10 protein-coding genes are annotated in these 13,804 nt (G+C 50.6%); 7 read left to right on the top strand and 3 right to left on the bottom strand.

Going from position 1 to position 13,804, the window contains the following annotated elements; all coding sequences use genetic code 11:
- Positions 1-376 precede the first annotated feature (376 nt).
- The 6 genes from JJD41_RS06775 to pgmB all read left to right on the top strand — a co-directional run bounded on the left by JJD41_RS06775 (position 377) and on the right by pgmB (position 9,546).
- The gene (locus tag JJD41_RS06775) at positions 377-658 is read left to right on the top strand and encodes a hypothetical protein (protein WP_200665258.1); all 282 of its coding nucleotides are present in this window, start codon (positions 377-379) and stop codon (positions 656-658) included.
- 72 nt (positions 659-730) lie between these two features.
- A complete protein-coding gene (locus tag JJD41_RS06770) occupies positions 731-1,690 on the top strand; it encodes a GDSL-type esterase/lipase family protein (protein WP_200665257.1) in 960 nt (319 codons plus the stop codon).
- Positions 1,691-2,444: 754 nt separating this feature from the next.
- The gene (locus JJD41_RS06765) at positions 2,445-3,518 is read left to right on the top strand and encodes a glycosyltransferase family 4 protein (RefSeq protein ID WP_200665256.1); all 1,074 of its coding nucleotides are present in this window, start codon (positions 2,445-2,447) and stop codon (positions 3,516-3,518) included.
- A gap of 195 nt (positions 3,519-3,713) precedes the next feature.
- Positions 3,714-3,893, top strand: a complete 180-nt coding sequence (locus JJD41_RS06760) for a hypothetical protein (RefSeq protein ID WP_234488533.1) — start codon at positions 3,714-3,716, stop codon at positions 3,891-3,893.
- Between the two features lie 99 nt (positions 3,894-3,992).
- On the top strand, positions 3,993-6,431 hold the full coding sequence (locus JJD41_RS06755; protein WP_200665255.1) for a sucrose synthase: 2,439 nt from the start codon (positions 3,993-3,995) through the stop codon (positions 6,429-6,431).
- A gap of 208 nt (positions 6,432-6,639) precedes the next feature.
- On the top strand, positions 6,640-9,546 hold the full coding sequence (pgmB, locus tag JJD41_RS06750) for a beta-phosphoglucomutase (RefSeq protein WP_370583745.1): 2,907 nt from the start codon (positions 6,640-6,642) through the stop codon (positions 9,544-9,546).
- On the opposite strand, the gene dnaB is transcribed toward pgmB, so the two are convergent.
- From dnaB to gloB, 3 genes are all read right to left on the bottom strand, one after another.
- A complete protein-coding gene (gene dnaB / locus JJD41_RS06745) occupies positions 9,540-11,801 on the bottom strand; it encodes a replicative DNA helicase (RefSeq protein ID WP_370583744.1) in 2,262 nt (753 codons plus the stop codon). The genes pgmB and dnaB overlap by 7 nt on opposite strands.
- Before the next feature lie 129 nt (positions 11,802-11,930).
- Complete coding sequence (rplI, locus tag JJD41_RS06740) at positions 11,931-12,389, bottom strand: 50S ribosomal protein L9 (RefSeq protein ID WP_168569336.1); 459 nt, start codon at positions 12,387-12,389, stop codon at positions 11,931-11,933.
- A gap of 211 nt (positions 12,390-12,600) precedes the next feature.
- Positions 12,601-13,374 (bottom strand): hydroxyacylglutathione hydrolase, encoded by a 774-nt coding sequence (gloB, locus tag JJD41_RS06735; RefSeq protein WP_200665253.1) that lies wholly within the window; start codon positions 13,372-13,374, stop codon positions 12,601-12,603.
- 185 nt (positions 13,375-13,559) lie between these two features.
- Between gloB and JJD41_RS06730 the strand changes: the two genes are divergently transcribed.
- Complete coding sequence (locus tag JJD41_RS06730; RefSeq protein WP_200665252.1) at positions 13,560-13,763, top strand: hypothetical protein; 204 nt, start codon at positions 13,560-13,562, stop codon at positions 13,761-13,763.
- The last annotated feature ends 41 nt before the right edge of the window (positions 13,764-13,804 follow it).

Genomic DNA, 13,804 nt, shown 5'->3' with positions numbered 1-13,804 from the left:
CCGTTTGGGTGGGGGGTTTTTCGATTTTAGATAATGAGTGGATTGAGACCATCGAATTCACAGGGAATGCTCGTTATCGATTCATTTCACAACTCAGATAGGATTGGGAAGTGAAGTTAAAATTGGATCGATAGGTGTTGTTGGGATCGCCATCATGGGACTGACTCGGGTGTTATTTTATGGACTATTAGGGTTCGTTCTCTTTGGAACTTTCCTCCCTCTGTCCCTTGGGAGACGCAGTGAGTGCAATCGTTCCTTTTGTTTTGGGTCTGGAGTTTCTCAAAGCGCCAAAATTTTAGGCTTGTCCCAACCGCAATTCATTCAATATTCGCGATCGAAGGGTTCCCAAGTTGCTCGCGAAAATCCGTCTCGACCCATGCTGGTTTTAGATCGTCGCTTGTCCTCTTGTCCGGAAGGGTCGATTTATTTAGGAATTGAGGAATTGTCGGCAACTGTAGCGAATCAATTCAAACAACGGCTTAAAGATGGAGGAGTGTTGACTTCGTTGGCTGAAGTCGAAACGCAACTCGGATCGCCAAAATGTAGCTACGATTTGCCCGATGGGGGTTTGAAATGGCACTATTTGATTGAAAATGGGGGTGCGATCGCCGTGACCCGACACCAGGGGACGGTGAGCGTCGATTTTTCTCAGTTTTAAATCAGTGTTGGCGATCCGATCGCCCACAATGGAAAGCTCCTCAATCTCCAGATCGCTGGGTTTTGCCGATCTATGTACAGACCGACTTCTGGCATCCAACTTTACAAACAACGACTCGAAGGACTCAACGCCGGACGAACTTACACCCTACTTCCGCCGGATAGTTTTCGGGAAGTCTGGGAAGGGGCGACGGGACAACCGACCTATCAAGATTGGAAAGATCTCCTATATCGAGAAGCTAAGGCGATCGCCTACGGACAAGGGGCCAATCGCTTAGTTGTCCTGCTGGGGGATTCGCTGACCCTGTGGTTTCCGCCAGAATTGCTCATTTCTGGGCGCTTGTGGCTCAATCAAGGGATTTCTGGGGATAATACGGCAGGAATGCTCAAACGCTTGTGGGCGTTTTCGGCAACGCGACCGGATGCCATTTACGTATTGGGCGGGATCAACGACCTGAGACAGGGAAAACCGGACTGGGTCATTCTTAAAAATCTCGAATATATTGTCGATGAAATTCGTCAAGCTCATCCCGAGGCGCGAGTGGTGTTGCAGTCGATTTTACCGACGCGGTTGGGGGCACTCCCGAATACGCGCATTCGCAAAATTAATGCGGAGTTAGAGACGATCGCCCGCAAGCAAGGCGCCATGTATTTAGAACTCAATTCCCGCTTTACCGAACCCGGGGATATTTTACGACGATCGCTGACGACCGACGGCGTCCATTTGAGTCGCAACGGCTATCTGGTGTGGCAAAAGGCGATCGCCCAAGCGGAATCTCGCCTCGTGTTAAATCGCAGCGATCGCTATCAACAATGGCTCAAAAACTCCGAACAGTTTACCCTACACGGACGGCGCTATAACTGGGTACCCTATCGCATCCAACCCGGCGACACCCTCGAAGAGATCGCCGAAAAAACCCTGGGATCGGCAGATGTGGACTATTACGACACGATCGCGATTAAGAACGATATCTATCCCGACGCCCTCGAAGTCGATCGCACCATTTACATCCCACAAGTGATTTCTGCCTGAAATGGGGGTGCTTCCCCCCGAAATTCGCAAGAACCTAACTCTTTTTGGGCGGTTTTCCCTACCTCTCCCTCCCAGGAGGCGATCGCGGACGTGGCGATCGGGACTGACCTTCGCCGAATTTAATGCTTTAGATCGTACAAAGTATCGATTCCGGATCAAGTCAGCAAAATCTAATTTTTGCGAAAAATCCGGATTTTTGTAAGTTTTTAAGCTTTTTTACTTAAAGGGAGGCGGAAGCGAATCGCCACCCATTTGCAATGAAATGCATGAAATGGAAAGCGGCAATCCGGGATAAAAGCCGAACGACCAGGATCTGAACTGGGATTTTTAGTAACCTAAATTACTTTTTACCAGCCATTGGGGACGCCTCAAGCCTTCACCTCCGGAAAAAGGCTGGATCGGCTGAAAAAAAACGATTTTTGAGCGTAAAAAGCGATCGCGACCTTGGAGAAAAAGATAGAAAAACTGTCAACTAAAAGCAAAGTACGGTTAACCCGACTAGCCAGCAACTTGAAGAACGGGTTAATTTGCAATCGTAAACCTCGATCGAGCCAGACGTCGCATACATCGGTAAGCGATACGACAAACCGAATGCGTCACTATCAATCTAAGGGGTAAAACCATGAAACCAAGCTCGACTTAGCAGGAAAATCCTTTCTTAGCTATTTCTCAATCCAATTTCTCACTCGAACGATCGAGCGTTCTCTTCCTTTCGTTTCAGGATTAAAATTACGCTTCAGGAGACAATAGAAATATGCGGATTGCTCAAGTTGCACCGTTATGGGAACGAGTTCCCCCGCCGGGTTATGGTGGCATCGAATTAGTCGTCGGTCACCTCACCGACGAATTGGTCCGTCGCGGTCACGACGTCACCTTATTCGCCTCCGGCGACTCGCAAACCCTAGCCCAACTCGAATCGATCGCCCCGAGGGCCTTACGCCTCGACCCGAGTGTTAAAGAACCCGGCGTTTACGACTTAATGCAACTGCAAAGAGTTTGTCAGCGCGCTCAAAATTTTGATTTAATCCATTTTCATACCGGATTTACGGCGCTTCCGTTTGCCGATTTTGCCAAAACCCCAATCGTTCACACGATTCACGGCATTTTCACCGCAGACAGTCGCAAAATTTACCAACAACATCGAGATCAAAACTTTATCAGCATTAGCGACGCCCAACGGGAAACCGATTTAGGACTCAATTACATCAGTACCGTTTATAACGGCATGGCGATCGAAGAATATCCCTTTAAAGCCAAGCCGCACAATCCCCCTTACTTAGCATTTTTAGGACGACTTTCACCGGAAAAAGGCCCGCATCACGCGATCGCCATTGCCAAAAAAACCGGGTGGAAATTAAAAATGGCCGGGAAAATCGATCGCGTCGATCTCGAATTCTACGAACAGGAAATTAAACCGTACCTCGACGGCGACCAAATCGAATATCTCGGCGAAACCACTCACGAACAAAAAGTCGAATTACTCGGCAACGCGGCGGTCACTCTCTTCCCGATTACCTGGAGAGAACCCTTCGGCTTAGTGATGATCGAGTCCATGTGTACGGGAACCCCAGTTCTGGCGATGAACTTGGGTTCGGTTCCCGAAGTGATCGCTCATGGAAAAACTGGATTTGTCTGCAATAATGTCGATGAAATGGTCGAGGCACTTCCAAAAGCACTGCAACTCGATCGCCAAACTTGCCGCGATTATGTGGTTAGCCGCTTTAGCGTCAATCGCATGGTAGACGATTACGAACTCGCCTATCAAAAGGCGATCGCGGAAAGTATGAACCGCAACGGACGGGTCAGTTCTGGGCAATTAGTTGCCTAATTGAATGGGGAAGTTGGCACTCAAAAGTCCGAAGTCTGAAATATGAATTGAGGGGACTTTCGAGCAGAGGCGCGGGCAAGATTTCCGCACTACAGAATTAGATTTGTAGCCTTTGGATTCTTGCTTTTTGCCTCTTGCCTTCCTTCCTCCAAGCAACGATCGGCAACCACAAAAGGAGGTCTCAGAAGAATGGCAATGAATACTTGTCCTTGCTGTGGTGATGCTTTGCTGCGCCACGCCCGTAAAGGAAGGGTGTATTGGTTTTGTACCCACTGTTGGCAAGAACTCCCCGACGAGGCGATCGCGCCGTCGGTTCCGCAGAGTCCAACGGTGCTAACTCCTAATAACAAAACCAAATTTTCTTCAATCGCCTAAACTCAAGAAGGCGGGCGAACTGCCCGCCTCGATGGTCTCATTTTATCTAAAGTCAAAAAAGATTATTTTATAACTCTTTCGATCCAGTATGGGGGAATTATGTCCGAACTGGTTCAAGCGGTTTTAAAAAGCAGTGAAAAAGTCGATCTGTATGAATTTATCGCGCAATTAAGTAAAGATAGCGATCGCTATTTCCTCCGGAATCAAATTTTACAAGCTTTTTCAGAATATTGCAGCGATCGCGAAAAACCCGCCTATTTTTTTCACTCTTCCTCCTTGGGAGAATTAATCCATTACACCCACGAACTGATTCTCGACGATCGCGAAATCTGGTTTTTATTGCGTCCGAGAATCGCCTCGCAAGAGATTTGCAAACTCGATCGGGATTGCGATCGCGTAGAACCAGCAAACGTGCGAGATTTACTCGCTTTTCGAGATCGTATAGTCGGTCGTTTTTTCCCAGAAAAGGGCGGGTTACTCGAAATTGATATGACGCCCTTTTACGCTCATTCTCCCAGTATCCGGGACGCGCGCAATATTGGCAGTGGACTGGAGTTTCTCAATAGCGAATTATCGGCAAAACGATTTCACGAACCCGAACAATGGTTGTCCGTTGTTTTCGATTTGTTGCGCGATCGCACCTATCGAGAAACTCCTTTATTTTTGAACGATCGCATTACCAATCGCGAACAACTTTCCCAACAAGCGATCGAAGCCTTAAAGGCGATCGATAGCCTCGACCCGGACAGTCCTTACCCAGTATTCGAACAAGACCTCAGACAGCTCGGATTTGAGCCAGGGTGGGGCTATAACGCCAGTCGAGTGCGTACCGTTCTCGAATTTCTCAACAAACCGATTGGAACCTCAGATCGCGCCGTTTTAGAAGCCTTTCTGGCTCATATTCCCCTAATTTTTAATATTGTTTTAGTCTCCGTTCACGGGTGGGTGGCGCAAGAAGAAGTCTTGGGGCGATCGGAAACAAGCGGACAACTAGTTTACGTTCTCAATCAAGCCCGTTATTTAGAAAATCAACTGCAAAATGAAATTAAACTCGCCGGATTAGATCGTTATGGCGTTCGGGCGAAAGCGATCGTTTTGACGCGATTAATCCCTAACAGTGAAGGAACGGTTTGTCATCAAAGACTCGAAAAACTCGAAGATACAGAGAATGCTTGGATCTTGCGAGTTCCGTTCCGAGAGTTCAATGCCAATTTAACCCAAAATTGGCTCTCAAAACGAGAGATTTGGCCGTATTTAGAAACCTTCGCTTTAGATGCTCAAACAGAATTAGTTCGAGAGTTTGAAGGATCGCCAGATGCGATTCTCGGCAACTATTCCGACGGTAACTTAGTCGCTTTTCTCCTGTCGAGACAGTTTGACGTCCCTTACGGTCATATCGCCCATGTTTTGGAAAAACCGAGATATTTATTTAGCAATCTTTACTGGCAAGATTTAGAAGAGCGCTATCATTTTTCCCTACAATTTACGGCGGATACGATCGCCATGAATGCGGCGGATTTTATCCTGACGAGTACCTATCAAGAAATTGTAGGAACGCCGGATACGGTCGGGCATTACGAATCTTACAAAATCTTTACCATGCCCGAACTGTATCACGTGGTGAACGGGATCGAACTGTTCGATCCAAAGTTTAATCTCGTCCCGCCGGGGGTTGACGAACATATCTTTTTTCCCTATTTTGAAACCGATCGCGTGGGTGCGGATGGAGACAGGGAACTAACACGGCGCGATCGCCTCAAAAGCCTGCTGCTGACCCGTGAAGACCCGGATATTTTTGGGAAATTGGACGATCCGGACAAACCCGCCATGTTGGCGATCGCCCCCCTGACGGCGGTCAAAAATCTCTCGGGATTGGTCGAATGTTTCGGACGATCGCCTGGGTTGCAAGAGCGCTATAACTTAGTCTTTCTCACGCGCACGATTCACCGCGATCGCGCCAAAGATGAAGAAGAAAAAGCGGAAATCGAACAACTTTACGAGGCGATCGCCCGCTACGCCCTCGAAAATAAGCTGCGCTGGGTGGGAATGCGCCTGACGACGCCGGACACGGGCGGGGTCTATCGGGCGATCGCCGAAAATCGCGGCATTTTCGTGCATCCGGCGCGGTTTGAAGCCTTCGGATTGACGACGATCGAAGCGATGATTTCCGGATTGCCGACGTTTGCGACCCAATTCGGCGGACCGTCGGAAATTATTCAAGATGGGGAGAATGGTTTTTCGATCGATCCGACGGATTTAGAAGCAATGGCTCGCAAAATCCTCGATTTTAGCGATCGCCGCGACGCCGATCCCGATTACTGGTCGGAAATTTCCCAACGGGCGATCGAGCGGGTGCGGGCGAAATATAACTGGAAGCTGCACGCCAAGCACGTGCTGGCGATCGCGAAAACCTATGCATTTTGGCGATCGGCGGCAAAAGAAGACCGAGAAGCGCTGTTGCGCTATATGGAAGCTTTATTTTATGCCATTTACAAGCCTAGAGCCGAGCGGTTACTCGCAGAACATGGTCAAGGTTGACGGGTTGGAGATCGAGACCGCCGGAGTTTCGCCGATGTTGTGCTCAGATCTAACCATCGCCGACCGATCCCAAAATTTACCCTGGATCTGCAAAAACTACCCGAATCTAAAATCTACAATCTAAACTCTAAACTCTAAACTCTAAACTCTAAAAGCTGTGATGGACGCCAAAGTTGCTCCCCACCCCTTCTTATACTCCGATTGGGTTTTGAGTGAAACTCAATTCGATCCCCACCACCAACATCACAAAGAAACGGTTTTCACCATCGGGAACGGTTATCTCGGAACGCGCGGCAGTTTTGAGGAAGGGTATCCCGGCGCTTGGGCGGCGACGTTTATCAATGGGGTCTACGATGACGTCCCCGTAGTTTATACGGAACTGGCGAACTGTCCCGATTGGTTGGCGCTGTCGATCGCGATCGAAGGCGAACGCTTCCGACTCGATCGCGGCGAAATCCTCAGTTACAGTCGCCAACTCGACTTAAAACGGGGATTGCTCGATCGCCGGGTGCGCTGGCGATCGCCTGGGGGCCATACCCTCGACTTGAGTTTTGAACGCTTCGCCAGTTTGGACGACCGCCACGTTTTGGCGCTGATGGTCGGGGTGACTCCGGTGGATTTTCAAGGAGAAATTGAAATTCAATCGAGTATCAACGGTTATCCGGAAAACCAGGGGATCGTGCATTGGGAATGGGTCAACCAAGGGGCGATCGGGCGTAGCGATCGGCTACTCGAAGGGGTGTGGTTGCACGTGCAGACCCGCAATTCCCGGATCCAATTGGGGATGGCGTCCCGGATCGACTTACGCGGGGCCAACGATCCCGACATTCAACTGAAAGGATGCGAAGGTTACCCGACGATCGCGGCGACCTTTAGCGCCAGTCCCGGTCAAACCGTGAGTTTGGCGAAAGTTCTGACCGTATTCACGACCCGGGAAACGCCAGATCCCGCCGCCGAGGCGATCGCCCATTTAAGCGAACGAGGGGATTATACCGAGTTGCGATCGCGCCACGAAAAGGCTTGGGCCGCCACCTGGGACAAGTGGGACATCACCATCGAAGGGGACCTCAAAGCACAACTCGCGGTCCGTTACAACTTATTTCAACTGGCGATCGCCACGCCACGGGACGACGATCGCGTCAGCATTCCGGCGAAAACCCTGTCCGGTTTCGGCTATAAAGGGCATATTTTCTGGGATACGGAAATTTTCATCGTTCCGGCGTTGACCTTCACCCAGCCGGAACTGGCCCGCAACTTGCTCACCTACCGCTACCACACCTTACCCGGGAGTCGGCGCAAAGCGAAAGCCAGTGGCTATCCCGGGGCGTTGATTGCCTGGGAAAGTGCGGACACGGGGGATGAAGTGACCCCGCGTTGGGTGTTGTCTACGGATCCGGAAACCGAACCGATTCGGATTTGGTGCGGCGATCGCGAACTGCACATCACCACCGATGTCGTTTATGCAATTTGGCAATATTGGCAAGCCACCGGGGATGACGAGTGGATGAGCCGTTACGGCGCCGAAATTATCCTCGATACGGCCTTATTTTGGGGCAGTCGCGTCGAATGGGATGGCAAACGGGAACGCTACGAGATCCGCAATGTTATCGGTCCGGACGAATATCACGAACGGGTCGATAATAATGCCTTTACGAATCGGATGGTGCAGTGGCACTTACAAACGGCGTTGGCGATTTTGCAATGGTTGGCGCAATACGACGGCGATCGCTGCGCGACGTTGACAACTCAACTGGATTTAACGGAAGAACGCCAACAGCGTTGGGCCGATATCGTGCGCGGCTTGTGGATTCCCTACGATCCGGCGACGGGGGCGATCGAGCAGTGCGAAAAGTTCTTTCAACTCGAAGATATCGACCTGGAAGCATACGAACCGCGCACGCGATCGATGCAGGCGATCCTCGGGATCGAAGGGGCGAACAAGCGCCAAGTGCTCAAACAACCGGACGTGTTAATGCTGCTGTACGTGCTGCGCGGGAGTGGTCCGGCGATCGCGTCCCCGGGAAATCACTTGTTGTACTACGATCGCGACGTGCTGCGAACGAACTGGGATTACTACGCGCCGCGTACCGATCGCACCTACGGATCCTCTCTCGGTCCGGCAATTCACGCGATTTTAGCCTGCGATCTGGACAAACCCGAGGAAGCTTATCGAGATTTCATGCTCGCGGCTATGGTAGACCTGGAAGACGTGCGGGGAAATGCTGCCGACGGCATACACGCTGCCTCGGCGGGCGGGGTCTGGCAGGCGGTGGTGTTCGGCTTTGGCGGCGTCCAATTGCCGGGAATCGTCCCCGGGGACGAACCGATCGCCACCCCCCATTTTCCCCCCGGGTGGACCCGACTCAAGTTTAAGTTGCAATGGCGGGGTAAAACTTACGAGTTCGATTTAAACGCTTCCGATTCGACGAACGACGATCGCAATGGACAGAAAAATTCAATGATTCGCGGTGTGATTTTCGATCTCGACGGCGTACTGACCGATACTGCGGAGTTCCACTATCGCAGTTGGCAGAAACTCGCCGACGAAGAAGGGATTCCCTTCAATCGCGAGATGAACGAAGCGATGCGCGGACTGTCTCGCCGCGATTCCCTGTTGCAGATGTTGGGCGATCGCCCCCTCAGCGAAGCGGAAATGGAACGGATGATGGCTCGTAAAAATGAGTATTACGTGGAATTCACCCACACGATGGGACCGGAAGACCTACTTCCCGGGGTCGTTCCTTTACTCGAACAGTTGCGATCGCACCAGATCGCGATCGCGATCGGATCGGCCAGTAAAAACGCCCAATTGGTCGTAGAACGGCTCGGAATTGCCCCTCTGGTCGATGCGATCGCCGACGGTCACAGCGTCGAACAGTCCAAACCCGCTCCCGATCTGTTCCTCCACGCCGCCTCGTTAATTGGGGTGGCTCCACCACAGTGTCTCGTAGTCGAAGATGCCGCCTCGGGGGTCGAAGCTGCCTTAGCGGCGGGGATGTACGCCGTCGGTTTGGGGCCGACCAACCGCGTCGGTAACGCTCATGCAGTTTTACCCAATTTAGACGGCGTTCGTTGGGAAGATTTATTAGATAAGTTAGGACTAAAATCTCAATAATTTCCCGGCGATCGCGCTAAATTTTTAAACTTCGTTAAATGCGGATCGAATAATAATTTCACCACCCCTGTCGGTCCATTACGGTGTTTGGTAATCAACACTTCGGCGATGCCGCGATCGGGGGTGTCCGGCATATAATATTCTTCTCGATATAACATGATCACCAAATCCGCATCTTGTTCGATCGAACCGGATTCGCGTAAGTCGGACATCATCGGACGTTTGTTATTGCGCGCTTCTACGCCCCGACTGAGTTGAGATAAGGTAATAATCGGGACGCTCAATTCCCGTGCCAACCCTTTCAAACTTCGGGTTATTTTTGATAATTCTTGAACCCGATTATCCGGATTGCTCCCTTCCATTAATTGCAAATAATCGATCAAGACTAACCCCATTTTTCCGCCTTGTTCCGCTTGCAAACGGCGGCATTTAGAGCGCATCTCGGTGACGGTAATATTGGGGGTGTCGTCAATAAAAATCGGTAACTCCGAGAGCATCGCGACGGCGTTCGTGAGCGGTTCCCATTCGTTTTGACTGATGCGACCCGATCGCAAACGGTTACTTTCAATTCCTGCATCGCCAGCGAGCATCCGTTGCACGAGTTGTTCTTTAGACATTTCCAAGCTAAAGACGGCGACGGGTAACTCGTGATGTTCGGCAATATTACGGGCAATATTCAGGGCAAAACTGGTATTGTGTACGCAGATATCGTTAGCCACAAAGTTATGCGTTTTAGGAATGGTTAAGTCATAAACTTGTTGGCGACCGAGGGGAACGATATCGATAATTTCATCCCAATAAATTTCGCTATGAACTTCGCTATTAATTTCGCGACAATCGGCGGATTCTCCCGTGCTTCGATCGCGTTTTTCTAAAAGAGTGATTGACGAACGATCGCCGTCCCCTACTGCGCTCCAATGAATTGGTACCGGGGTTCGCATTGGTTCTAGACTGCATCTGGATAAACCCTCTATTCTCCAACCACGAGGCGATCGCCGCAGTTGGGAAAGGATCCCAAATCGCAAGAGTAAATGTTGTAGTTGACGGGCTAATTTTTCGTTGTCTACGTTGACAACACGATCGCCAAGATCGAACGTTCGATCGTCATTTGTTTCAATTTCTGAAAATAAATTTGAAAATAAATGATTCTTAGTTTTACACTGAAATAAAATGTTTAAAAATCGAGCTAATTGCGATCGCTCTAATTGAAAAACGATCGCGGGAAGTGGGCGATCGCCCGTCGCCGATTCTGCCAATGCTTCTAAAGTTTGTTCGTCGAGGCTTCGATCGCCAAAAACCGTTAATTTTGCGGGAACGGCGACGCGATCGCCGCTATTCAACTCCCAAAGAGGTCGCCAACCCTGGGGGGTTAAATACGGGTGACTCAAGGTTGTAGAAATCGTGCGACCGGAGTGCGTCGTTACCCGAAAAACGGGTTTAATGCCATCGTCAATAAAGGCAGATGCTTCGGTGAATTCAAATTTATAATGATGCTCGTTTAAGGTCAGTAAGCGAGCCTGTTTTTGACGGACAATCTCGGCGATCGTGACTAAAGAACCGTCATTTAAAACAATTTCAGAACAGGCGGCGAGACATTTTCCCATGGCAGGTCTTCCCGCCACGATCGCCAAATCCGATCGCTGAAAACCGCCCGTCATCGCGTCGAGGTCGTAAAAGCCGCAAGACAAACCGGGTAAGGCTAAACCTTGGTGATGAATTTCGACTTCTTGATAGGCGCGAACGAGAGTATCCGAGATCCGAACTAAACCTTGTTGGGGGCGTTCCTGACTCAATCCGAACACTTTTTGTTCGGCGCGATCGAGAATAGTTTTGAGATCTAAAGAAGTTTCGTAAGCTAAATTGGCAACATCGTGACCCGCGTGGATGAGGCGACGGCGGATATATTTATCGATGACGAGATCGGCATATTGTTCGATATTGACGGCGGAAACCGTGCGATCTACTAATTGAGCTAACTTACTTTGACCGCCTATTTTTTCGAGCAGTTGGCGATCGCTCAACCAGGTGGTCACGGTCATCAAATCCGTCGGTTTGCCCCTCTGATGAAGGTCGAGAGTGGCGTTATAAATGTGGCGGTGGGCGACAATAGAAAAGGCATCGGGAACGAGCTTGTCTACCACGCGATTAATCGCTTCAGGATCGAGGAGAATTCCACCTAAAATCGATTCTTCCGCTTCGATATTTTGGGGCGGAAGGCGATCGGCGCTGGCTTGAAAGTTCGGGGATTCAACCACGATCGAGCCTCGAATGAGAAAATCTGGGAGCGAGAGACGCGATCGCTCGCGCCTCTACATCGAGAAAACAGGGGTTTTCGACGGGAATCAGCCCGTCACGACCCACCAAGCCAAAAACAACCGCCCCGCTTATTGGGGGACGACTTGAATTTCGATTTCTGCGGTCACTTCCGGATGCAGTTTGACTTCGGCTTTGTAGAAACCCGTCTTGCTGATACTCGGAAGGGTAATGCCACGGCGATCGATTTCTTGATTGGCGACTGCTTGGATCGCATCGGCGACTTCGCGATCGGTGACGGTTCCAAAAATGGCATCGCCTTCCCCGACCTGTTTGGAAATTGTAAAGCGACCGATGGTTTCCAGCGCCGTTTTGCGGGCTTCGGCTTGTTGCTTTTCTTCGATTAAGCGCTGACGCTCTTTTTCTTTGCGGCGTTCGACTTGGCGCAAAATGCCCGGGGTCGTGCGTACCGCAAATCCTTTGGGGATTAAATAGTTACGAGCGTAACCGGGAGCCACTTCGACGAGATCGCCGGATTTCCCCAGCTTTTTCACGTCTTGATTTAAAACTAACTGAACTCGTTTAGCCATGATTGTCGTTACTGTCTTATGCGCGAGCTAATTGCAACCGGATCTTGGGTCGGACGCCTTTGTTTCTCAAGGAGTCGCGATCGGTCGGTGGTTACGTGCCAGAACTCTTTATTTTAGGGTGAGTTGGAGTGCGATCGCAAGTTGGGCGATCGCCTGTCCGGATCTCCCTTCCGTCGAGAGGACACTCAACCTGTCTCCAGCCCCGTCAAACTCAAAAGCGGTCTCTGCGTTCGCGCAAGCGGGCGAAGGTAGTCGCGGGATCGGTGGTGTGGACGCTGTCCTGTAGTGACGGATCGTCCCAGCGTAAGAAAGGATTGGTCCGTTTTTCCACGTCTAACGAGGTCGGAATGGTGGGTCGATCGCGATCGCGGGCAATTTTGACCGCTTCAAAGCGTCGTTGTAAGTGCGGGTTGTCCCCATCGACGGTCAAGGCAAATCGCAAATTTTTCAACGTATACTCGTGAGCGCACCAAATTTGGGTAGATTCGGGGAGTTGGCGCAATTTACTCAACGAATCGAGCATTTGGGCGGGGGTTCCTTCAAAAAGTCTGCCGCAGCCCCCCGCGAATAAAGTATCCCCGCAAAAGAGATTTCCGGCGTCTTCCCCCGCGACTGGGGGAAAATAGTAGGCGATATGGGCGCGGGTATGTCCGGGAACGAAGAAAACCTCGGCAGTGCGATCGCCGAATTCGACGCGATCGCCTTCGTTTAAAAAGACCTGCTGACCGGGGATTCGACCGCGATCGCGATCGCCGCCATAGACGACGCACTGGGGAAAGGCTTCGGTCAAAATGGTATTGCCCCCCACGTGGTCGAAATGGTGGTGGGTGTTGAAAATCGCCACCAGTCGGGCGCCGAGGCGATCGAGTTGCTGCAACACCGGACCCGCATCTCCGGGATCGATCGTTGCCGCGCTTTGCCGTTGGGGGTCGTGAATTAAAAAGATATAGTTATCGGAAAAGGCCGGAAGTCTGTAGATTTTCATTAGAGAAAGAGGAAAGCTTACGAAAGGCGCGATCGTCGCCCGGGCAGTTAAAATTTATCAACTCTTTACAATTTTGCGGCTAAAAATTTACCAGTTCCACGGGCGATCGGTCATAAAATAAAAAAAGATTCGGGCAAAAACTGGCATTTTCCCTATTTTAAATCATTTCCGAACATCGATCTCAAATGGCTCAAAGTAAACCGCAAATTCCTCCCATCGATCGCATGACCGAAGCGATTTTAGAATCCAATCGGATCACTCCTCAAGAACACCTACAAATTACCCGTGCCATGCTCGACGGCAAATCCATCACCGACGAAGATCGCCGTCAAATCAATCGAATTTTTGAAGCCCTCCAATACGGAAAAATTAAAGTCGTTTACGAGTAAAGCCCCGGTTCGATCTCCGGCGAGGCGATCCGTAGGGTCGG

The sequence above is a fragment of the Oxynema mangrovii CENA135 genome, assembly GCF_016632315.1.
Lineage (GTDB): Bacteria > Cyanobacteriota > Cyanobacteriia > Cyanobacteriales > Laspinemataceae > Oxynema > Oxynema aestuarii.
Note: the sequence above shows the minus strand (reverse complement) of the source record. Positions and strands in the feature narration are given on the sequence as shown.

Excerpts from the sequence above, each read along its gene's own strand:
- JJD41_RS06775 (WP_200665258.1), top strand. The coding sequence starts at position 377 with ATGCTGGTTTTAGATCGTCGCTTGTCCTCTTGTCCGGAAGGGTCGATT.
- JJD41_RS06770 (WP_200665257.1), top strand. The coding sequence starts at position 731 with ATGTACAGACCGACTTCTGGCATCCAACTTTACAAACAACGACTCGAA.
- JJD41_RS06765 (WP_200665256.1), top strand. The coding sequence starts at position 2,445 with ATGCGGATTGCTCAAGTTGCACCGTTATGGGAACGAGTTCCCCCGCCG.
- JJD41_RS06760 (WP_234488533.1), top strand. The coding sequence starts at position 3,714 with ATGAATACTTGTCCTTGCTGTGGTGATGCTTTGCTGCGCCACGCCCGT.
- JJD41_RS06755 (WP_200665255.1), top strand. The coding sequence starts at position 3,993 with ATGTCCGAACTGGTTCAAGCGGTTTTAAAAAGCAGTGAAAAAGTCGAT.
- rplI (WP_168569336.1), bottom strand. The coding sequence starts at position 12,389 with ATGGCTAAACGAGTTCAGTTAGTTTTAAATCAAGACGTGAAAAAGCTG.
- gloB (WP_200665253.1), bottom strand. The coding sequence starts at position 13,374 with ATGAAAATCTACAGACTTCCGGCCTTTTCCGATAACTATATCTTTTTA.
- JJD41_RS06730 (WP_200665252.1), top strand. The coding sequence starts at position 13,560 with ATGGCTCAAAGTAAACCGCAAATTCCTCCCATCGATCGCATGACCGAA.